This is a genomic window from Smaragdicoccus niigatensis DSM 44881 = NBRC 103563 (assembly GCF_000380645.1).
Taxonomy (GTDB): Bacteria; Actinomycetota; Actinomycetes; order Mycobacteriales; family Mycobacteriaceae; genus Smaragdicoccus; species Smaragdicoccus niigatensis.
The window spans coordinates 637,675-659,499 of sequence record NZ_AQXZ01000018.1 but is presented as its reverse complement, the minus strand read 5'-3'; the positions used below and the strand labels follow the sequence as shown (position 1 = coordinate 659,499).

At 65.6% G+C, this 21,825-nt stretch carries 13 protein-coding genes; 10 read left to right on the top strand and 3 right to left on the bottom strand.

Features of this window, described 5'->3' with window-relative positions; genetic code table 11:
- The first annotated feature begins 11 nt into the window (after nt 1-11).
- From F600_RS0119390 to F600_RS0119375, 4 genes are all read left to right on the top strand, one after another.
- Entirely contained in the window at nt 12-1,526 is a 1,515-nt protein-coding gene (locus F600_RS0119390) for a molybdopterin-dependent oxidoreductase (protein ID WP_026306733.1), read from the top strand.
- Between the two features lie 80 nt (nt 1,527-1,606).
- Nucleotides 1,607-2,245, top strand: coding sequence for a fasciclin domain-containing protein (locus tag F600_RS0119385; RefSeq protein ID WP_026306732.1), 639 nt, complete (start codon nt 1,607-1,609; stop codon nt 2,243-2,245).
- 49 nt (nt 2,246-2,294) lie between these two features.
- Entirely contained in the window at nt 2,295-2,978 is a 684-nt protein-coding gene (locus F600_RS0119380) for a response regulator transcription factor (protein ID WP_018162305.1), read from the top strand.
- 66 nt (nt 2,979-3,044) lie between these two features.
- Entirely contained in the window at nt 3,045-3,353 is a 309-nt protein-coding gene (locus F600_RS0119375; protein ID WP_018162304.1) for a GNAT family N-acetyltransferase, read from the top strand.
- A gap of 2 nt (nt 3,354-3,355) precedes the next feature.
- Here the strand turns inward: F600_RS0119375 and F600_RS0119370 are convergent, their stop codons facing one another.
- Nucleotides 3,356-4,924, bottom strand: coding sequence for an ABC transporter permease (locus F600_RS0119370; protein WP_018162303.1), 1,569 nt, complete (start codon nt 4,922-4,924; stop codon nt 3,356-3,358).
- Nucleotides 4,921-5,811, bottom strand: coding sequence for an ABC transporter ATP-binding protein (locus F600_RS0119365; RefSeq protein WP_018162302.1), 891 nt, complete (start codon nt 5,809-5,811; stop codon nt 4,921-4,923). Before F600_RS0119365 ends, F600_RS0119370 begins: the two co-directional genes overlap by 4 nt.
- 63 nt (nt 5,812-5,874) lie before the next feature.
- On the opposite strand from F600_RS0119365, the gene F600_RS0119360 reads away from it, so the two are divergent.
- From F600_RS0119360 to F600_RS0119350, 3 genes are all read left to right on the top strand, one after another.
- Complete coding sequence (locus F600_RS0119360; protein ID WP_018162301.1) at nt 5,875-6,642, top strand: alpha/beta fold hydrolase; 768 nt, start codon at nt 5,875-5,877, stop codon at nt 6,640-6,642.
- Between the two features lie 21 nt (nt 6,643-6,663).
- On the top strand, nt 6,664-8,667 hold the full coding sequence (locus tag F600_RS0119355; RefSeq protein ID WP_018162300.1) for an APC family permease: 2,004 nt from the start codon (nt 6,664-6,666) through the stop codon (nt 8,665-8,667).
- Between the two features lie 165 nt (nt 8,668-8,832).
- Nucleotides 8,833-9,753, top strand: coding sequence for a M48 family metallopeptidase (locus tag F600_RS0119350; protein ID WP_370670696.1), 921 nt, complete (start codon nt 8,833-8,835; stop codon nt 9,751-9,753).
- On the opposite strand, the gene F600_RS29000 is transcribed toward F600_RS0119350, so the two are convergent.
- Nucleotides 9,750-12,089 carry an HAD-IC family P-type ATPase gene (locus F600_RS29000; protein ID WP_018162298.1) on the bottom strand — a complete coding sequence of 780 codons (2,340 nt, stop codon included), beginning with the start codon at nt 12,087-12,089 and terminating at the stop codon, nt 9,750-9,752. The two genes, F600_RS0119350 and F600_RS29000, sit on opposite strands and share 4 nt — an antisense overlap.
- A gap of 24 nt (nt 12,090-12,113) precedes the next feature.
- Between F600_RS29000 and F600_RS0119340 the strand changes: the two genes are divergently transcribed.
- From F600_RS0119340 to acpS, 3 genes are all read left to right on the top strand, one after another.
- Nucleotides 12,114-12,482 carry an RNA-binding S4 domain-containing protein gene (locus tag F600_RS0119340; RefSeq protein ID WP_018162297.1) on the top strand — a complete coding sequence of 123 codons (369 nt, stop codon included), beginning with the start codon at nt 12,114-12,116 and terminating at the stop codon, nt 12,480-12,482.
- Nucleotides 12,483-12,678: 196 nt separating this feature from the next.
- Nucleotides 12,679-21,390 (top strand): type I polyketide synthase, encoded by an 8,712-nt coding sequence (locus F600_RS0119335; RefSeq protein WP_018162296.1) that lies wholly within the window; start codon nt 12,679-12,681, stop codon nt 21,388-21,390.
- A complete protein-coding gene (acpS, locus tag F600_RS0119330) occupies nt 21,381-21,764 on the top strand; it encodes a holo-ACP synthase AcpS (RefSeq protein ID WP_026306729.1) in 384 nt (127 codons plus the stop codon). Before F600_RS0119335 ends, acpS begins: the two co-directional genes overlap by 10 nt.
- Nucleotides 21,765-21,825 lie beyond the last annotated feature (61 nt).

Genomic DNA, 21,825 nt, shown 5'->3' with positions numbered 1-21,825 from the left:
GGGAGTTCGTCATGTCACAGAAATCTAGTCCACCATTCGCCCGTATGGCGGCAGGTGTCGTGGCGGGCGCGCTCGTTCTTGCCGTAGGGCATCTGTTCGCTGCCGTGATCAACCCAGCCGCCTCACCGTTCTTCGCGGTCGGTTCCACGATTATCGACCTCACGCCGAAGCCGGTGAAGGACGCGATCATCGAGCGGTTCGGAACGAACGACAAGCTCGTACTGTTCATTTCGCTCGCACTCGGCGTGGCTGCCATGGGCGCGCTTGCCGGTGTCTTGGAACGCCGAAAGTACTGGGGGAGTGCGGTATTCATCGTCGGTGGCGCCGTCGTCGCGAGTGCGGCGCTCACTCGGCCCAACGCGCAGTGGTGGTTCGCCATCCCCGCCATCGCAGGCGTTGCAGCGGGCATCGCTGCCTTGCGTGTGCTGACACGAACCCATGATCGAACGCCGGAGACGACGGATCGTCGACGATTTCTCGCTCTCCTCGGTGGATTGACTGCCGTCGCCGGCGGAATTTTCGTTGGTGCGCAGTATCTGGCGCAACGCCTGCGCGATGTCGCTGCCGACCGAGGCAAGTTCCTCCTGCCCGCTGTCGGATCGAAGGGCCGCCCGATCACGGCGGCGGTGTCGCTTCCCGAGTCGGGCATCACGCCCTTCGTCACGAAGAATGGCGACTTCTATCGCATCGACACCGCCCTTCAAATCCCGTCGATGCCGCAAGCAGAGTGGCAACTGCGTATCCACGGAATGGTCGAGCAGGAACTGGTTCTGACCTTCGACGATCTGCGCCGTCGCGCAGCCGTCGAACGAACGATCACGCTGACCTGCGTCTCCAACTTCGTCGGTGGAAATCTCGCCGGGAACGCCACGTGGACCGGCTACCTGCTCAAGGACCTGCTAGCCGAGGCTCGGCCATTGCGTGACGCCGACATGGTCTTGTCGCGCAGCGCCGACGGGTGGACCGCGGGAACTCCGATTGGCGCGCTGACCGATGGCCGGGACTCGCTGCTCGCCGTGGGGATGAACGGCGAACCGCTGCCGCTCGAGCACGGCTATCCGGCGCGGCTGATCGTGCCGGGACTCTATGGCTACGTCTCGGCCACCAAGTGGGTCGTCGATCTCGAGGTCACGCGATTCGATCGTGCGAGCGGTTACTGGACGGACCGAGGTTGGTCGGAGAACGGGCCGATCAAGACGGCCTCGCGCATTGACGTCCCGGCGCCATTCGCGGTTCTCGAGCCCGGCGAGGTGGTCGTCGCGGGTGTGGCCTGGGCGCAACACCGCGGGGTGGCGCGCGTTGAGGTTCAGGTCGACGACGGGCCGTGGCGCGACGCCGAACTCGCCGAGGCGTATTCGAACGACACGTGGCGGCAGTGGCGAACGGTCTGGGCCGCGACACCGGGAAACCACACGCTGCGCGTTCGTGCCGTTGATTCGGCCGGCGAGACCCAGACGGGTGACCGCGCTGAGCCCTTCCCAAACGGTGCGACCGGTTGGCATTCGAAGGTCGTCACGATCCGCTGAGAAGTTTTTCGATCCCTACCCATCCGGCCGCTGATCCGGTCCGAACCACCTATGACTCACCACTCATCAAGGAGCATTCAATGCGCATCCCCACCAAGACGGTCGCCCTCGCCGCCAGCTTCGCCGCAGTGGCAACCCTCGGGCTGTCGGCTTGTTCGAAATCGGACACGTCCAGCACCTCGGCCATGACCACCACCGCCTCGGCGTCGATGGACGACCCTGCCTCCGACCTCGTCGGCCCAGGTTGCGGCGACTACGCGAAGCTGGTGCCGTCGGGCGCTGGTTCGGTTGCCGGCATGGCCAAGGACCCGGTCACCGTCGCCGCGTCGAACAACCCGATGCTTTCGACGCTCGTCTCGGCGCTCTCGGGCAAGCTGAACCCGAACGTCAACCTCATCGACACCCTCAACAGCGGCGAGTTCACCGTCTTCGCTCCGACTAACGACGCCTTCGCCAAGCTGCCCGCGGAGACGATCGAGAAGCTCAAGACGGACTCGGACCTGCTCACCAAGATCCTCACCTACCACGTGGTTTCCGGCCAGAACAAGCCGGCCAACATCATCGGTGAGTTCAAGACCGTCGAGGGCGGCACGGTCAAGGTGACCGGACCGGTCGAGACGCTCAAGGTCAACACCTCGGGTCTCGTCTGTGGTGGAGTCAAGACCGCCAACGCGACGGTCTACATGATCGACACCGTTCTGACGCCTCCCGCTGCATAACCCCCGACCAGCGGGTTTGAGGCTCACCACGGGCGGGTAACACCGTCCCGTGGTGAGCCTTTTGATCGTTGAAGAGGACATCGGAGTTCGGAAGGCATTACGACAAGCCCTCGAAGGTGGGGGCTTCGACATCGAAGAAGCGCTGGATCCGGAAACGGCGCTGCGTGCCGTCAGCGGCGGCAGCGGACCGGACCTTTTGCTCATCGATCTGCCCCACGGTTCCGGGAGTTCGTACCTCCGCAGGATTCGACGCGAGTGCACGGTGCCGATCATCGTGACGAGCGACGGTGACAATACCGATGAAGTGGTCGATGTCTTCGAGGCCGGAGCCGACGATTTCGTCGCAAAGCCGTTCGAAGTCAAGGAAGTTGCCGCGCGAGTGCGGGCGCTGCGCAGGCGCGCCTACCCGCTCGAGCCACAGGCCCGTCTGCTGCTCGACCGCTCCGGCCCGTTGATCCTCGCCCCAAGGGCCGGGAAACTCGTGCGGGGAGAGCGCGACGTGCACCTCACGGTCACCGAATTTCGACTGCTGTGCGAACTGGCCGAGGCGCAAGGACAGGTTCTCAGCAGGCACGTCCTGCTGAACCGGGTCTGGGATCGCGGGTACTTCGGCGATGACCGGATCGTCGACGTTCACGTGCGACGGCTGCGGGTGAAGATTGAGCAGGACCCGTCGGATCCGCACATCGTGGTGACCGTGCGCGGGTTGGGTTACCGACTCGACGTCGCATAGCCAGCTGTAAACCAATCGCAAAGTTAAAGATGATTACTGTGAGGCACGATCGGGAATCCGTTACTCGTGGGAGCACTGGCAGTCTCGATCACACCGGCTACGCGAACCGATCACGAAGCCGTGTGGGAGCTTGCCCAGGAAACGGATACCGACTGGGCCTACCTGTTGTGGTGTGCCGACTATCGCCGGAACGCGGTGGTCGTCACGGTCAACGGGCATGCTGCCGGTTTCGCGATCGCCAACCCGACGAAGCGGGGAGCACCGGAACTCGTGGCGGTCGGCATTGCACCGAAGTACCGCCGGTTCGGCCTTCGTGAGTCGCTACTGAAAGCACTCGGGGCGCAGCCGGACGCGCGTCCCACCGGAGCCGCCTGAGCTCAACCGGTTGCGAGGTCTCGTCGGCGCAGGCCGGCGAGGCCGACAACCAGCAACACGAGCACGATCGCACTCAGCACCGGGACAGCGCTCGGGTGCTGGAACGGGGACACGTTCATGACCCACGCGGGGAGTTGGAGCAGCGGGCCCATCCACGCGATCACCGCACACCCGGCCAACACGCCCCAGCCGAGCATCACTGCCGACGGCAACCAGCCGAAGATCGCGAACGTCACGCCCCCGACGAGAAGGCTCGCGGGCAAATAGCGAATGGATTGTCGGAGCAGGTCAGCGATCCAATCGCGGTCTCCCGACGTGATCGACTGGGCGACACCCATCCCGAGTCCGTAGACAGTCAGCAAAAGCACCGACCCGGCGACCGTGACCGCCAACGACGTCAGGGCCCAGCGCAGCCGTGGAACTGAGGCGGCGAGCAATGGTTCGGCGCGGAGAGCAGTCTCGTCAGTGCGCAGGCGAAGCACCGACGACACCACGAATCCGGTGAGAATCAATGCACCGACCACGGTGACCGTGTTGAAGTAGGCGTCGGTGATGTTGCCGCCCTGGTTGGCGAAGAACTTTTCCATCTGCTCGTTGCCATCGACGAGTTTCTGGACCTCGCGTCCGAGGGAGCCATACGCGATGCCGAGCGCGAGCGCCGCGATCATCCAGCCGACCAGCACACCGCGTTGTAGTCGTGCGGCCAGTCCGAACGTGCCCGACAGGCGCGGCGAAGCGTAGGCCCGACCAGGCTTCGGTGCGATCAGGCCGGCCGCGAAATCGCGTCGAAACGCGAGGAAACGGGCGAGCCCCAGGCAGCCGAGTGTGAACGCGCCGGAAATGAGCAAGGGCCACGGTCGAGCGGGTCCGAACGCGCCGACCTGCTGTGACCACCCGATCGGGGACAGCCATGACAGCCAGTTTCCGAATGCGTCACCCATCGCGCGAAGCAGGAACGAAATCGCGAGGACCGCCAGCGCGATGCCGGTCGCCCCGCGGCCGTGCACGGTCAACTGCGCGCTGACCAGCGCGATCGCGGTGAACGCCAAGCCGTTCATCGCCACCGCCGCACCGAACAGGGCAGCGCGGCCGAGATCGAGACCGGCGGACGCCATCGCTACGGTGATGCCGATCCCGACGATGGCGCATGCCACACCGACCACGATTCCTGCCGCCACGACGGGCGATTTGCGGTTCACTACCGCGGCGAGGACCAATTCGGTGCGGCCGGACTCTTCGTCGGCACGGGTGTGACGGATCGTCAGGAAGATCGCCATGAGCGCGGTCCCGATGAAGGCCGTGGTTCCGACCTCGAATGCAGTGATCCCGCCGACGGTGTCGAGCCCAAGGGGCGGACCGTTCATCGCGATCGATGCCGTGCTCTTGCCGATCGTGTTCTTGTACAGCGCGATTTCCGCTGGGCTGCCATAGAAGTCCTGTACCGCGAACGCGGACGCCGACACGAGTCCGATGAGCGCCCCAAGCCAGATCGGCAGGCGGAACCGGTCGAGACGGAGGTTGAGCCGAATCAGGCTCGCGGTGCCGTGAGTGGGACGACGACGGTGTTTCACGACTGGACCTCATCGCCGTACTGCCGCAGGAACAGCTCTTCGAGCGTCGGCGGATGGCACGTCAGCCCACGGAGGCCGAGCGTGGTGAGGTAGGCGATCGCCGACTCGAGGTGATCGGAGTCGACGTCGAATCGGGTACGGCCATCGGTCATGTCGATGTTGGCGATGCCTGGCATCGACGCGAGTTTGGTTGCATGGTGGGCGGTCTCGGCGACCACGGTGGATCGAGTCAGGTGCCGCAGTTCGTTCAACGTTCCGCTTTGCACCGTTTTACCTGAGCGAATGATGCTGACGCGATCGCACAGTGCTTCGACCTCCGCGAGGATGTGGCTCGAGAGCAGAACGGTCCGTCCGTCGGCCCGGGCCTCCCGGATGCAGGACTGGAAGACCTCTTCCATGAGCGGGTCGAGGCCGGACGTCGGTTCGTCGAGAATGAGCAATTCGGTGCGTGCGGAGAGCGCCGCGACGAGCGCGACCTTCTGCCGGTTGCCCTTTGAATACGTTCGGGTGCGCTTGGTCGGATCGAGTTCGAATCGCTCGAGCAAATCGTCCCGGCGTTGCTTGTCGACGTCTCCGCGCAGCCGGCTGAGCAGGTCGATTACTTCGCCGCCGGTGAGTTGCGGCCACAGACTGACCTCGCCGGGAACGTAGGCGAGACGGCGGTGCAGTTGCGCGGCCTGCTTCCACGGGTTGCCACCGAACAGTTCCGCGGAGCCCGATGTTGGCCGCAACAGACCCAGCAGAATGCGGATCGTGGTGGATTTTCCCGCGCCGTTCGGCCCGAGGAATCCATGGACTTCGCCGGGGGAGACGTCGAGGTCGAGGCCGTCGAGAGCGCGAGTCGAGCCAAAGTTCTTCACGAGATTCGAGCAGCGGATGACCGACATCCCGCCTCCTGTTTCGGCGCCCCGACTCGACCATACGTCTGCCCCGAGATGCAGAATCGGTGAATGCATCTCAGCTACGACCGTTTTGGTTCGGGAGAGCCGCTTCTCCTCATTCAGGGCATGTCCGGCCATCGGCGGATGTGGGGGCCGGAGTTTCTCGGCGAGCTCGCCGAGGACTTCGATGTCGTCGCGTACGACCACCGCGGTGTCGGTGAGAGTGATCGGGCGGAGTCGTTCACCATCGCCGATCTGGCTGACGATGCGGCCGAACTGATGACGCGTCTCGGTTTGGACAGCGCGCACATCGTCGGGATTTCGATGGGCGGAATGGTCGCGCAAGAACTCGCTCTGAATCATCCGGAGCGCGTTCGCACGTTGACCCTCGGCTGTACGTCCGCGGGTGGATTCACTGCCGGGCACCTCGGTGCGGGTCTGATCCGGGTCATCGAAGCGGTCCAGGCCGGCGACCGGGACGAGATTCGACTCGCCGGCTACGAGGCGAACTTGTCGCCGGCATTCCGCGCCGACCCCGCGAACCTCGAGCCATACGCCGAGACCGCGTTGTCCGTGAAGGTACCCGGACCCGTGATCCAGCTACAGATCATGGCGGCCGGTGCGTTCGACGTGACGGACCGGGTCGCCGCCCTGACGATGCCGGTGTTGGTTGTCCACGGCACCGCGGACGACATGATCCCGGTGTCCAACGGCATCGCCCTCGGCGAACGGATTCCGGGCTCGAAGGTCGAACTCTTCGACGGCGTCGGCCACCTGTTCTGGTGGGAGGAGCCGGGCAAATCGGCCAATTTGATACGCGCTCACGCGCTCGGATGACGCTCAGCGTATTTTCAAACCGTGGCTGATCTTGACGGCGGTGCGGGTACTGACGACGACACCTACGCGATCCCGGCTGTCGTCAAAGGGCCTGGTAAGCCCGCGATTCTGCAGACGCCGCTCGTCAAGTGGCTCATGGAACTGCGCGTCGCACCGGTCGGGCCGGAGGCCGAGGAAGACCATGCCACGCCGAACGCGTGGTGGAAGGTCGTCTGTCTGACGGGCGTCGACTATTTCTCGACGCTGTCCTACCTGCCGGGCATCGCGGCGCTCGCCGCAGGTGCGTTGTCTCCGTTGGCAACGCTGCTGATCGTGGCCTTGACGCTGTTCGGCATGCTCCCGATGTACTGCCGGGTCGCCAAGGAGAGCCCGCACGGCCAGGGGTCGGTAGCGATGCTCGAGCGGTTGCTGCCGTTCTGGCGCGGAAAGTTCTTCGTGCTCGGTCTCCTCGGGTTCGTCGCGACGTCGTGGATCATCACGATCACCCTGTCCGCGGCTGACGCGTCGGTGCACATCAACGAGAACCCGGCCTTCCCGGGCTTCCTGCACGGCCATCAGATCCTCATGACGGTCGTTCTGCTGCTCGTGCTCGGAGGCGTCTTCCTCCTGGGATTCAGCGAAGCGGTCGGTGTGGCGGTGCCGCTGGTCGTGCTGTTCCTCGCGGTCAATGCCGTCGTCGTCGTGGCGGGCGTCCAGAAGATCCTCGCCAACCCGGATCTGCTGTCCAACTGGCAGCACGCGCTGACCCAGGGCCACACCCCCGGACTGATGGGTCTGCTCATTCCTGCGTTCATCGCGTTCCCGCTGCTCGTGCTGGGATTGTCCGGCTTCGAAACCGGGGTGAGCATGATGCCGCTCATCGCCGCGAAGGGGTCGACGCCGGAGGAACAACTCGCGTCCCGCATCCGCAATGCGCGGAAACTGCTGGTGACGGCAGCAGCCGTCATGTCGGTGTACCTGATCGCCACGAGCTTCATCACCACGATCGTGATTCCGGCCCAGGAATTCGAGGAGGGCGGAAAAGCAAACGGCCGCGCCCTCGCCTACCTCGCCCACGAACTTCTCGGAAATACGTTCGGCACGGTCTACGACATCAGCTCGGTGCTGATTCTGTGGTTCGCGGGCGCGTCGGCCATGGCGGGACTGATCAACATCGTTCCCCGGTACCTCCCGGGCTACGGCATGGCTCCCGAGTGGACGCGATGGGTGCGACCGGTCGTCTTCGTCTACACCGCGATCAGCATTCTCATCACGCTGATCTTCCAGGCGGATGTGAACGCGCAGGCCGGCGCTTACGCGACCGGTGTTCTCGCGATGATGGTGTCGGCGACGTTCGCGGTGAGTGCGTCGGCATATCGCATGAAACAGAAGTCAGTGGTGTTCTACGGCTTCCTGACGGTGATCATGGCGTACGCGCTCATCGAGAACATTCGGGAGAAGCCCGATGGCATCACGATCTCGGTGGCATTCATCGGGGGCATCATCGTGATCTCCCTGGTGTCGCGCATCAGCCGCACCACCGAACTACGGGCGGACGCCATCGAGTTCGACGATCAAGCGCGACAGTTCATCACCGACACCATCAAGTTCGACAACCGGATCACGATCATCGCGAACAAGCAGCAATCCGGCGACGAGAACGAGTACCTGGCCAAGGAGATGGAGCAACGCCTGGTCAACCCGGTCCCTGGGCAGGCGGACATCATGTTCCTCGAGATCGAGGTGACGGACCCGTCCGACTTCGGTGGCGTTCTGCAGGTACGGGGAGTGGAGGTCGGGGCGTTCCGCATCCTGCACGCGCAGAGTCCCGCGGTCCCGAACGCGATCGCCGCGATTCTCATGGCCCTGCGCAACGAGACCGGCATCCTCCCGCAGTGCCATTTGGCGTGGTCCGAAGGCAGTCCGCTCAAGCACATGCTGCGGGTCATCGTGCTCGGTCAAGGCGACACCGCGCCGGTCGTGCGCGAGATCATCCGCAAGGCCGAGGCGGACCCGGGCATGCGACCGGGTATTCACGTCGGGTAACGGGAACCTTTCGCGGTCGGGCAGCTTCTAACTGCCGTTCGAACCGCTTCCAAGGTGGGCTTTTCGCACCCCTCGGGGCGGTATTCGCTGCGCGGTTCGAAGCAAAAACTTGAAACAGAGCAGCTCACGCATCATCGAGCTGCCAAGTTTGACAGGAGTACTGCTTTGACCAGCGTAGACAACCCGGAACTTCGGCCGGAAGGCACATACCCGGGCCAGCCCCATATTCCCGGCGTTCCACCACAACTCCAGCGCGGGCTGTCGCCCTACGGTATGCCCGCTCGCCACCGTGCCGAGATTCCACTTCTCATCGTCGCGATCGTTTGCATGGCGGTTGCCTACCCGTATGCGATCTGGAAAGTCGTGACGGACGACAGTGCGAGCAGCAACCTGGCGCTGTTCGTTTTCGTCCCGCTGATCATCTTCGTCCTGCGTGGCCTCACCGCAGGTGCACCACGGGCAAACGGCGTCAAGCTGAGCCCGACGCAGTTTCCGGAGGCACATCAGATGGTCGTGCAAGCAGCGGCGAGATTCGGAATGTCCAAGGTTCCGGACGCCTATGTCGTACTCGGTAACGGCGTCATCAACGCGATGTCCGTCGGGCATGGCTTCCGCCGCTACGTCGTGATCAACAGCGACCTGTTCGAAATCGGCGGCGAAGCGCGTGATCCCGATGCGCTCGCTTTCGTGATCGGGCACGAAGTCGGTCACATCGCCGCTGGCCACACGTCGTATTGGCGAATGGTCGGCATGGCCGCCGTCACCTACGTTCCGTTCCTCGGGTCGGCATTGTCCCGGGCGCAGGAATACACCGCCGACAACCACGGATTCTGCTTCCGGCCCGAAGGTTCGGCCGGCGCGATCCGACTGCTGACGGCTGGAAAGTACCTGAACAGACTCGTCGACGCCGACGTTGTCGCGGACCGTGCCAGCACCGAGAACGGTTTCTTCGTGTGGCTCTTCAACGCGCTCGCCGACCATCCGGTCAACACGTTCCGCGGTGCTGCCCTGCGTAACCGCATGGAGCACGGACGGTTGATATTCCGGCCGCGGCCGGTATTCATCCAGTTGGCGCCCGCCGCCTAGGCCGACCTGCGGTTCACCCACCACACGCCCTCGACGAGGGCAATTCCAGCCACGCCGCAAGCGATCCCGATCGGTGCCTGTGCCAGATCGAGCATGAAGAACTTGCGCGTGGCTGGAAGCGCGAACAGAACGATATAGAAGGTCGCCGAGAAGGTGATGAGGCCGACCTTCCACCACTCGTACGGTCGCGCGACGAGGCCGAGGACCCACAGCGCCACCATGATGAGGGTGATGAGGGCGGCCGACCCGGACTCGACCCGGGAATCCGGGCCATCGAAGGCCAGCAGGTACGCGACGAACGTCAACGAACCGATGACCACGCCATACGGCAGCGCCTGCCGCATCACGCGCGAGACGAAGTGGGGCCGGGCCCGTTCGTTGTTGGGCGCGAGGGACAGCAGGAACGCCGGGATTCCGATCGTGAACCAACCCGCGATCGTGACGTGGCGGGGGAGGAACGGATACGGCAGCGGGTCGTGCCCGAACAGCGGGAGAACGGCCCCGCCGATTCCCACGCAAAGGGCGAGAAGAACCGAGTAGACGGTCTTGGTGAGGAACAGGTTCGAAACCCGTTCGATGTTGCCGATGACCCGGCGCCCCTCGGCAACGACGTGGGGGAGCGTCGCGAAACTGTTGTCCAGCAAGACAATCTGCGCGACCGCGCGGGTGGCGGAACTACCCGCGCCCATCGCGACACCGATATCGGCATCCTTGAGAGCCAGCACGTCGTTGACGCCGTCACCGGTCATCGCGACGGTGTGGCCCATGGATTGCAGAGCACCCACCATGTCGCGCTTCTGGTCAGGACGCACCCGCCCGAAGGTGGTTGCGGATTCGAGGGTCGCCGCGAGTTCGTCTCGACCAGACGGCAATGTGCGCGCGTCGACTGCGGTGCCGTCCAGACCCAGACTCGCCGCCACGGCGCCGACCGACTTCGCATTGTCACCCGAGATGACCTTGATCTCGACGTTCTGGCTGGCGAAGTAGTCGAGTGTGCTCTTCGCATCCGGGCGGACGCGCTGCTCGAGTACGACGAGGGCACACGGAGTCGCACAGGCCTGGGCGTCGGGGTGGTCGACGGGGACGGTCGTCGAGGCGAGAAGCAGAACGCGAAGTCCCTGCTCGCCGACTGTCTCGGCATGAATGGCGGCGACGTGTTCGGGGTCCAGCAGGACGTCCGGCGCGCCGATGAGCCAGTTGCCCTGGCCGTCGAACGAGACACCGCTCCACTTCCGAGCCGAGGAGAAGGGGAGAACCGCCGTTGTCGTCCAGCCGGGGTTCTCGCAGTAGGTTTCGGCGATGGCCAGGATGCTGGCATTCGGGCGCGGGTCGGCGGCGGCGAGTGCGGCGAGCGCATCCGCAGTCTCGATCCCCGCGAGGTCGTGCACTTGCGCGACGCGCATACCGTTTTCGGTGAGGGTTCCAGTCTTGTCCGCGCAGACGACGTCGACGCGAGCAAGTCCTTCGATCGCCGGGAGTTCTTGAACCAGGCACTGCCGCTTGCCCAGACGCACGACACCCACCGCGAACGCGATGGACGTCATCAGCACGAGTCCTTCGGGAACCATCGGGACGAGGGCGGCGACCATCCCGGCGATCGCCGGTCGAAGCGGCTCGCCACTGGACACGAGCTGGTTGTAGATGATGAGCAGCCCAGCCGGGATCAGCAGGTAGGTGATGAACTTCAGGATCTTGTTGATGCCGTTCCGCAGCTCGGAATGAACGAGCGTGAAACGGCTCGCCTCTTCGGCGATCTTCGCTGCGTAGGCGTCCTTGCCGACCTTCGTCGCCCGGTAGGCGCCGCTGCCGCTCACCACGAAACTGCCGGACAGAATCTGGTCGCCGAGCTTCTTGGCGACGGGATCGGCCTCACCGGTGAGCAGTGACTCGTCGACTTCGAGGCTGGCCGATTCGAGCGTCTCGCCGTCGACGACGATCTGATCGCCCGGGCCGAGTTCGACGATGTCGTCCAGCACGACCTCGCCACGCCCGACCTCGAACGCCCGCCCGTCCCGACGGACCGTCGGGCGAGCCTGCCCGACGATCGCGAGGCGGTCGAGCGTCTGCTTGGCCCGAATCTCCTGGATCATGCCGACCGCGCTGTTCGCGATGATGAGGAGCCCGAACATGCCGTCGATCGGCGATCCGGTCGCGAGGATGAGCACGAGCAGTACCCCGAGGATCGCGTTGATCCGGGTGAAGACGTTTGCGCGGATAATGTCCGAGACGCTGCGGCTCGCCCGATCCGGGACGTCGTTGGTCTCCCCGCGTGCGACTCGCTCGGCGACTTCGGCGGCGGTCAGGCCGGGATTCTGCACGGCAGCGGTGGAGCTCACGAGAACCGAGGATATTCTGCGGTCATGTCGGGCGACCCCTCGAATGCGCGTGTCGACAGCTGGATCTGGGCGGTCCGGCTGTTCAAGACACGCTCGCAGGCGGCTGCGGCCTGCCGTGCTGGGCACGTTCGGGTGAACGGAACCGTGGCCAAGCCGGCGACGACGGTCGGGCCGGGCGACGAGGTTGTCGTGCGCGGTGGGGATCGTCTGCGGATTGTCGAGGTGACACGCCCGATCTCGAAGCGCGTCGGCCCGCCCGTCGTGGCGCAGTGCCTCATCGACAAATCGCCGCCCCCTCCTCCGAAAGCAGAGGCCATCGCTGTTCGGGAGCGCGGTGCAGGGCGCCCGACGAAGCGCGATCGGCGCGAGATCGACCGGCTTCGCGGTGCGTGAAACCGGCGTTCTGTGACCGGCGTCTCCGACCTATAACCGCAGGCAGCTGACCGCAAATTCGTGTCGGTAACGAATTTATAACGAAAAAACGCGAGGTAGCCTCGTGTTCCTCCAGAATACTCGTGAGTAAATCAGACGGTCGTACCAAAATAATGTGAGCGTGTCTCATGTTTGGAAACAAACGTGAGCTAGCCTCATGTTCGTGACTCTCGACGAATCCCTCACCCGTTCTGCCTTCCGTGCGCCTATGCCGCGCGGTAAGGCTCTTATTGACCGCCTGCGCGACGGCGAGCCGTACGCCCTTGCCTTCGGTGGCCAGGGTGGCACGTGGCACGACGTACTCACTGACCTCGCCCGCGAGCACAGCCTGACGGCAGAGCTCAAGGCGCTCGTCGCCAAGGCCGCCGAGATGATCGCGCCGGTCGCCGACGAACTTCTGGTGATCCGCCCGGGCGGCTTCGAGCCGTTCGGCGAAACCCTCGGCGATGGCGTCGAGGTGGCGATCCCAGGTGTGTTCCTGACCCAGCTCGCGGCTGTCCGCGCGCTCAAGCACTACGGTCTCGACCCGAAGCGCGTCGCGCCGGTGGCGATGATCGGCCACAGCCAGGGCATCGTTGCCGTCGAGGCCATGCGCGGTGTTGACGAGGCCACGCTACTCGCGATCACCGAGCTAGCCGGTGCCGCCGGACGCCTCATGGCCCGCCGCCACGGCATCGACAGCATGCTCGCGATCTCCAATGCCACCACGGACGAGGTGCGCGAAGTCGTCGCTCGCACTGCACCGGACGCTTTCGTGGGCATGGTCAATGGTCGTCGCCGCACGGTCGTCAGCGGTACGCGCGCCGACCTCGAAGATGTCAAGTTCGAACTGGAAAACGGCGCTGCGCCTGATGGTCGCTCCGCAGGCTCCGCTCCGGTCGCTGACTTCCTGCCAATCAACGGTGGCTTCCACCACCCGATCATGTTCGAGGCCGCCGACCTCGCTGCGAGCTGGGCTCGCGAGTGCGGCATGGACCCGGAACTCACCCGTGACATCGCGGCCCGCGGACTCGCGGATCGCGTCGAATGGGTCGCAGACGTCGAGGACACAATTCGCGCCGGCGCCAAGTGGATCATCGACATGGGAACCGGCGACCAGCTGACCCGGATGACCTCAGGACTCCTCAAGGGTCGCGGCGTCGGCGTTGTCCCCGTCTCGACGCAGGAGGGTCAGCGCACCCTCATCACCGTCGGCGCCGAGCCGACGATCGAGCGCGCGTGGACCGAATTCGCACCCAAGCCGGTCAAGCTCGCCGACGGCCGCGTCGTCGTGGAGACCGCATTCACCAAGCTCACTGGTCGTTCGCCGATTCTGCTCGCCGGAATGACCCCGACGACCGTCGACGCTCGCATCGTCGCAGCCGCTGCGAACGCCGGCTTCTGGGCCGAGCTCGCCGGTGGCGGTCAGGTCACCGAGCCGATCTTCGCCAAGCGTGTCGAGGACCTCAAGGACCAGCTCGACCCGGGCCGCGCTGTGCAGTTCAACGCGCTGTTCCTGGATCCGTACCTGTGGAAGCTTCAGGTCGGCGGCAAGCGTCTGCTGCAGAAGGCCCGCGCAGCCGGAGCTCCGTTCGACGGTGTGATCATCACCGCCGGTATCCCCGAGCTCGACGAAGCCGTCGCCCTCATCCACGAACTCCGTGACGCCGGCATCAGCCACGTGGCGTTCAAGCCCGGCACGGTGGCACAGATCCGCTCGGTCATCAAGATCGCCAAGGAGGTGCCCGAGGTCCCGATCATCGTGCACATCGAAGGCGGCAAGGCCGGCGGGCACCACTCGTGGGAGGACCTCGACGACCTCCTGATGCAGACCTACCCGGAGCTGCGTTCGCGGGCGAACCTCGTCGTCTGCGTCGGTGGCGGCATCGGAACTCCGGAGCGCGCTGCCGAGTACCTGACCGGTCGTTGGGCCCACCGCCACGACTACCCGACGATGCCGATCGACGGCATCCTCATCGGAACCGCGGCGATGGCCGCCCTCGAGGCGACCACGTCGCCGCAGGTCAAGCAGCTGCTCGTCGAGACCGGCAGCGACAACGTCGTGTCGGGCAAGAGCCAGCTCGGTGCCTCGATCCACGAGATCGACAACTCGGCGGCCCGTTGCGGACGACTTCTCGATGAGGTCGCCGGTGACGGCGAGGCCGTGAAGGCTCGCCGCGAGGAGATCATCGAGGCGCTGTCGAAGACGGCGAAGCCGTACTTCGGCGACCTCGCCACGATGACCTACGCACAGTGGATCGAACGCTACCTGCAGCTGACCGTGGGTCCCGAGGGCCACGAATTCGGTTTCGGTGCAGACCTTTCCGACACCGGAATCGAGTCGCTGTGGGCCGATATCACGTGGCGTGATCGCTTCCAGAAGATGTTGCAGCGTGCCGAGGCTCGCCTGCATCCGTTCGACCGCGGCCAGGTGCCGACGCAGTTCGCCGGTGAACGGATCCTCGAGCAGCCCCATGCGGCTCTCGTCACCCTGGTGAGCACGTTCCCGGATGCGGAGCACGCCACCCTGCACCCGGCCGACATCGCCTACTTCGTCGAGCTGTGCCGGCTTCCCGGCAAGCCCGTCAACTTCGTGCCGGTCGTCGATCGTGACGTCCGCCGCTGGTGGCGTTCGGACTCGCTGTGGCAGGCGCACGACCCGCGCTACAGCGCCGACCAGGTGTGCATCATCCCGGGTACGGAGGCCGTCGCCGGCATCACTGCGGTCGACGAGCCGATCGGTGAACTGCTGGCTCGCTTCGAGGACGCCACGGTCAAGGCCGTTCGCGTCAAGCCCGTCCCGGTGGCCGCCCGCCGCCGTGCCGAGGTCGCCGACGGCATTGTCGACGTCGTCCTTGCTGCTCCCGATGTGCTGTGGGCCGGTCGCCTCACGACCAACCCGGTCGCCCGTTTCACCGGCTGGTCGCTGTCCGGAAACGGTGCGGTGTCGTTGAACGGCGCTGCGCTGCATGCCGTCGACAAGGAAACTGTCGAACTGACCGTCCCGCTGGGACGTTCGTCGCTGACGATGCGCATCCTCGTGCCGGCCACCTGCGCCGACGGTGGCGCTCCGATCATCTCGGCCGACAGTGCCAACAAGTCGATGCGCGCGCTGCTCGGAATCGCTGCCGGCACCGGAAAGGGCTGGTCCGAAAACCGCGCCCTGGACCACGCCATGGTGACCGGTGGAAGCTCGATCGTCCCGGACTCGGTCGTCGGAGCCTGCTGGCCGGCGATCTTCGGTGCGCTGGGTGACCTCGACGCGATCGAAGGACTGCTCCAGCTCGTTCACCTCGACCACCACATCGAGGTCGCCGGGTCACTGGCTGACGGGCCGGTCGAAGCTGAGGTCGTGTCGGTCACCGACACTGCCGCCGGCCGCGTCATCGAGGTTCGGGTCCGCGTTGGCGAGGTCGCCACGATGGTCGAGCGTTTCGCGATTCTCGGACGCAACGGCGCCGAGGACCTCACCGATCCGCAGTCGATCGAGTCGACCGCGACGCCGCGTCGTCGTCGTTCGAGCCTGACTGTCACGGCACCGGACGACATGCGTCCGTTCGCCCAGGTCTCCGGTGACCACAACCCGATCCACACGTCGGTCAACGCCGCGAAGCTTGCCGGTCTCGGCGAGCCGATCGTGCACGGCATGTGGCTGTCGGCAGCCGCTCAGCACGCCGTCAAGGGTCGTATCACCGCCTGGACCACCCGGTTCCTCGGCATGGTCCGGCTCGGCGACGAGGTCGCCATCCGCGTCGACCGCGTCGGTGTGCACGAAGGTTCCGAGGTCGTCGAGGTTGTGTGCCACGCCAGCAATGCACAAAATCCGGATGGCGATCTCGTCATGACCGCAACCGCTCGCGTTGCTCCGCCGAAGACCGCCTACGCGATGCCCGGCCAGGGTATCCAGCGTCAGGGGATGGGCCTCGCCGCGCGCGGACGCTCCGCTGAGGCGAAGAAGATCTGGGACCGCGCCGACAAGCACACGCGGGACGCACTCGGCTTCTCGATTCTCGCCGTGGTCCGCGACAACCCGAAGATCCTCCGGGCCCGCGGTACCGAGTACCGGCACCCGGACGGCGTTCTGCACCTGACTCAGTTCACGCAGGTCGCGATGGCTGTTCTCGCTGTCGCTCAGGTCGCTGAGCTGCGCGAAGCCGGCGTCTTCGTCGAAGACTCGTACTTCGCCGGCCACTCGGTCGGTGAGTACACGGCCCTCGCGGCGATTGCCGGTGTGCTTCCGCTCGAAGCCGTGCTCGAGGTCGTGTTCCAGCGCGGAACCACGATGCACCAGTTGGTCCCGCGTGACTCGAAGGGACGCAGCAACTACCGCATGGCCGCGATCCGGCCGTCGAAGTTCGGCCTCGCCGACGACGACGTCGTCGGGTTCGTCAACGAGGTCGCACAGGACTCGGACGAGTTCCTCGAGGTCGTGAACCTCAACCTGCGTGGCGCGCAGTATGCGATCGCCGGCACGGTGGCGGGCATCGAGGCGCTCGAGCGTCGAATCAACGACCCGAAGGCGTTCATCGTCGTTCCGGGTATCGACGTGCCGTTCCACTCGACAGTCCTGCGGGACGGTGTTCCGGACTTCCGCCACAAGCTCGATGAGCTGCTGCCGGAGGAGATCGACTACAGCGTTCTGCTCGGTCGCTACATTCCGAACCTCGTGCCGAAGCCGTTCTCGCTCGACCGTGAGTTCGTGCAGGAAATCGCTGATCTCGTTCCGTCGGAGCCGCTGAACGAGGTTCTCGCGAACTTCGACTCGGTGACTCCCGCGAAGCTCGCCCGTACGACGGTCATCGAGCTCCTGGCCTGGCAGTTCGCCAGCCCGGTGCGCTGGATCGAGACGCAGGACCTGCTGTTCGGCGAGCTCGGAGTCGAGCGCTTCATCGAGGTCGGAATCGGCACTGCGCCGACCGTCGCGAACCTCGCGTCGAAGACGATTCAGATTCTCGGGGTCAAGGCGCAGGTCTTGAACGTCGAGCGCGACGCGGCCATCGTGACCGCGACCGACACCGACCCGGTCGAAATCGACGACGAGCCCGTCGTCGCCGCAGTCGAGGCCGCTCCGGCGGTTGCGGCAGCTGCGCCGGCACCCGTCGCATCGTCGGGCCCCCGTCCGGACGACATCGCCTTCACCGCGGCGGACGCCACGAAGGTGCTCATCGCGCAGTGGACGAAGGTCCGTCTGGACCAGCTGACCGCAACGGACTCGATCGAGGGTCTCACCGACGGTGTCTCTTCGCGTCGTAACCAGCTGCTCATGGACCTCGGCGCCGAGCTGAACCTCGGACAGATCGATGGTGCGGCTGAGGCTGCACTGCCGGCGCTCGAAGGAACTGTCCTACAGCTGGCCCGCGGCTACAAGCCGCTTGGCCCGGTGCTGGGTGAGTCGATCGGCGAGCAGCTGCGCAAGGTGTTCGGACCGACGGGCAAGAAGCCGTCGGCGATCGGTGACCGCGTCAGCAGCTACTGGGGTCTCAGCGCGGGCTGGGTTCAGCACGTGACCGTCGAACTCGCTTTGTCGACTCGGGACGGATCGAGCGTCCGCGGTGGCGATCTCGGTGGCCTCAAGGTCACCGACGCCGAGTCCGCGATCGACGCTGCCGTGACTTCGCTGGCTGCCCGCCGCGGCGTTCAGGTGTCGCCGGTGGCAACGGAAAGCGGCGCCGCTACGGTCGTCGATTCCGGTGCCGTGCTCGAACTCTCCGGAGTCCTCGAGGACGCCGCCCGCATGATCCTCAAGCGCCTGTCGCCGGAGGTTGCCGCCGCCGAAGCCGAGGCAACGAGCAGCGAGCTCGCTGACCTCGTCGCCGCGGAACTCGGAACGGACTGGGTCAAGGCCGTGTCGCCGGTGTTCGACGACCGTCGTGCCCTCCTGCTCGACGACCGTTGGGCAAGTGCGCGAGAGGACCTCGCTCGCATGTGGCTCGGCGACAAGCGCAACGCCGCGGGCTTCCGTGGTGCCGGGTCGACCGTCGCTCGCCAGGCCGCGTGGTGGGCCGAGAAGGCAGCCTCGGAGAAGCGCTCGCTGCTGGCGAAGGCCTACCGTCAGATCGCGGAAGCTGCTCTCCACGAGACCAAGGGCGACTGGGCCGACGACGTCGCCGTCGTCACCGGTGCGAGCAAGGGCTCGATCGCTGCCGCCGTCACCGCACAGCTCCTCGCGGGCGGTGCGACGGTTGTCGCGACCACGTCGCGCCTCGACGATCAGCGCCTGGCCTTCTTCAAGGAGCTGTACGCGTCGAACGCACGCAGCGGTGCCAAGCTGTGGGTCGTTCCGGCGAACATGGCGTCGTACACCGACGTCGACTCGCTGGTCGAATGGCTTCCGGCCACGCCGACGATGCTGTTCCCGTTCGCCGCTCCTCGTGTGATGGGTGACCTCACCGACGCCGGCGGTCGTGCGGAGACCGAGATGCGCGTCCTGCTGTGGTCGGTCGAACGACTCATCGGTGGCTTGTCCCGCAAGGACGCGGACCACGACCTCGACGCTCGACTGCACGTCGTGCTGCCGGGTTCGCCGAACCGAGGGATGTTCGGTGGCGATGGTGCGTATGGCGAGTCGAAGGCCGCGCTCGATGCGGTCGTCGCGAAGTGGAGCGCCGAGCGTAGCTGGGCTTCGCGGGTGACGATTGCACATGCGTTGATCGGTTGGGTTCGCGGAACCGGCCTCATGGGCCACAACGACCCGATGGTCGAGGCCGTCGAGAAGGCTGGCGTCCGTACCTGGTCGACCGACGAAATGGCTGCCGAACTGCTCGGACTGTGCACCGCCTCGGAGCGGGACAAGGCCGCCGGCAAGCCGCTGGTTGCCGACTTCACCGGTGGACTGTCCGAGGCCGAACTCGATCTGCCCGAACTTGCTCGCGCAGCGGCCGAACCTGCCGCTGCCGAGATCGTAGAAGAGGAGCCGACTGTCGCGGCACTCCCAGCGCCGCCCTCGCTGCTTCCGGAGACCCCGGATGTGGCGTGGGGCCAGGTGCTGGCCGATCCTTCGGACCTTGTGGTCATCGTGGGAATGGGTGAGCTGGGACCGCTCGGTAGCGCGCGGACCCGGTTCGAGATGGAGGTCGAAGACCGGCTGTCGACTGCTGGCGTGATCGAGCTCGCGTGGTCCACGGGGCTCATCACCTGGGACTCCACCGGACCGAATGGTGGAGGCTGGCTCGACGCGGACGGTCAACCCGTCGCCGAATCGGAGATTGCGGACCGCTTCCACGACGAAGTGGTGTCGCGCATCGGTATTCGTTCCTACGTGGACGACTTCGGCATGGTCGATCACCAGGTGCCGTTGCTTGCGTCAGTGTTCCTCGACAAGGACCTGACCTTTACCGTTGCCTCCGAGGCGGAGGCCAAGGCGTTCGTCTCGGCTGACCCGGAGCACACCACGTTCGCGTTCAACGGCTCGGAGTGGCAGGTCACTCGCCACGCCGGAACCGAGATTCGCGTGCCCCGGAAGATGACGCTGACGCGTACTGTCGGCGGCCAGATTCCGACCGGCTTCGATCCCGCGAAGTGGGGCCTGAGCGCGGAGATGACGAGTTCGCTCGACCGCGTCTCACAGTGGAACCTCGTCTCGACCGTGGATGCGTTCCTGAGCAGCGGCTTCACGCCGGCTGAGCTCATGCGTTGGGTCCACCCCTCGCTGGTGGCCAACACGCAGGGTAGTGGTCTGGGTGGAATGACCTCCCTTCGCTCGCTCATGGTGGATCAGCTGCTCGGCGAGCCTCGTCCGAACGACATCCTGCAAGAGGCGCTGGGCAACGTCATCGCGGCCCACACCGTGCAGTCGTACGTCGGTAGCTATGGCGCGATGGTTCACCCGGTCGCGGCATGTGCCACGGCTGCGGTGTCGGTCGAAGAAGGCGTCGACAAGATCCGTCTCGGGAAGGCGGAGTTCGTGGTGGCCGGTGGCTTCGACGACATCTCGGCGGAGGCCATCCAGGGCTTCTCCGAAATGTCGGCAACGGCGGACTCGGCAGCGATGGCCGCCAAGGGCATCAACCCACGCCGCTTCTCGCGGGCGAACGACCGCCGTCGTGGCGGATTCGTCGAATCCTCGGGTGGTGGAACGGTCCTCCTGGCTCGCGGTGACGTGGCGATGGCGATGGGCCTGCCGGTTCACGGTGTCGTCGCCTGGGCGCAGTCCTTCGCGGACGGTGTGCACACGTCGATTCCGGCACCGGGCCTCGGTGCGGTCGGTGCGGCTCGTGGACGGCAGGGCTCCGGCCTGGCGCGTTCGCTCGCGCAGATCGGCCTCACCGCCGACGACATCACCGTGGTCTCGAAGCACGACACGTCGACTGCGGCGAACGACCCGAACGAGGCCGAGGTGCATGAGCGCCTCGCGGAGGCTCTCGGCCGGACGCCGGGTAACCCGCTCTTCGTCATCTCGCAGAAGTCGTTGACCGGTCACGCCAAGGGTGGTGCCGCAGCGTTCCAGATCATCGGACTCTGCCAGGCGCTGCGGTCGGGAATCGTCCCGCCGAACCGGAGCCTGGACTGCGTCGACGACGAGATGGCGAAGTTCGAGCACCTCGTGTGGGCACGCAAGTCGCTCGTGTTCGAGAACGGTCTGAAGGCCGGTCTCGTCACCAGCCTGGGATTCGGTCACGTGTCGGGTCTCGTGTGTGTTGCTCACCCGCAGGCATTCATCGAGTCGATCCCCGAGGGCAAGCGTGCGGAGTACCTGGCCGCCGCGCAGGCTCGCGAGATCGCTGGTCGGGTCCGGATCTCGTCCGCCATGCACGGTGGGGACGCGCTCTACGAGCGTCCCGCGGACCGTCGCGTGGCATCGCGTGACGACGAGGGTGCGCTGTTGCTCTCGAACGACGCGCGACTCGGCGAGGATGGGGTGTATCTCGTACCTGGTGCCGGATGCCGGTAATCGGAATTGGCATGGACATCGTGTCGGTGCCGGAGTTCAGCGAACAGCTGACCCGGCCCGGCTCGGTGTTCGCCGCCCGGGTGTTCACTCCTGCTGAATCGGCTTACTGCGGTTCCGATTCTTCGCGGTTCGCGGCGCGGTGGGCGGCCAAGGAAGCGGTTCTGAAGGCCTGGTCGTCATCGCGTTTCGGGCAGGCGCCTGAGGCACCGGAACAGCTTTACCAGGAGATCGAGGTCGTCAAGGACGCTTGGGGGCGGCCTGCTGTTGAGCTTCACGGGCGGGTTGCGGAGTGTCTGGAGGGGGTTCGGGTGCACGTGACGTTGACTCACGACGGACCGATGGCCGGCGCGATGGTGGTGCTGGAACGGGATTGACAGCCCTAGCGATTGGGCAGGGTATGGATCGCTGACCGATCTAATTCCTGCCCAATCGCGA

Bases quoted from the DNA above. Each gene is read 5' to 3' on its own strand.
- F600_RS0119390 (WP_026306733.1), top strand. From the start codon at position 12: ATGTCACAGAAATCTAGTCCACCATTCGCCCGTATGGCGGCAGGTGTC.
- F600_RS0119385 (WP_026306732.1), top strand. From the start codon at position 1,607: ATGCGCATCCCCACCAAGACGGTCGCCCTCGCCGCCAGCTTCGCCGCA.
- F600_RS0119365 (WP_018162302.1), bottom strand. From the start codon at position 5,811: ATGTCGGTCATCCGCTGCTCGAATCTCGTGAAGAACTTTGGCTCGACT.
- F600_RS0119360 (WP_018162301.1), top strand. From the start codon at position 5,875: ATGCATCTCAGCTACGACCGTTTTGGTTCGGGAGAGCCGCTTCTCCTC.
- F600_RS0119340 (WP_018162297.1), top strand. From the start codon at position 12,114: ATGTCGGGCGACCCCTCGAATGCGCGTGTCGACAGCTGGATCTGGGCG.
- F600_RS0119335 (WP_018162296.1), top strand. From the start codon at position 12,679: ATGTTCGTGACTCTCGACGAATCCCTCACCCGTTCTGCCTTCCGTGCG.
- acpS (WP_026306729.1), top strand. From the start codon at position 21,381: ATGCCGGTAATCGGAATTGGCATGGACATCGTGTCGGTGCCGGAGTTC.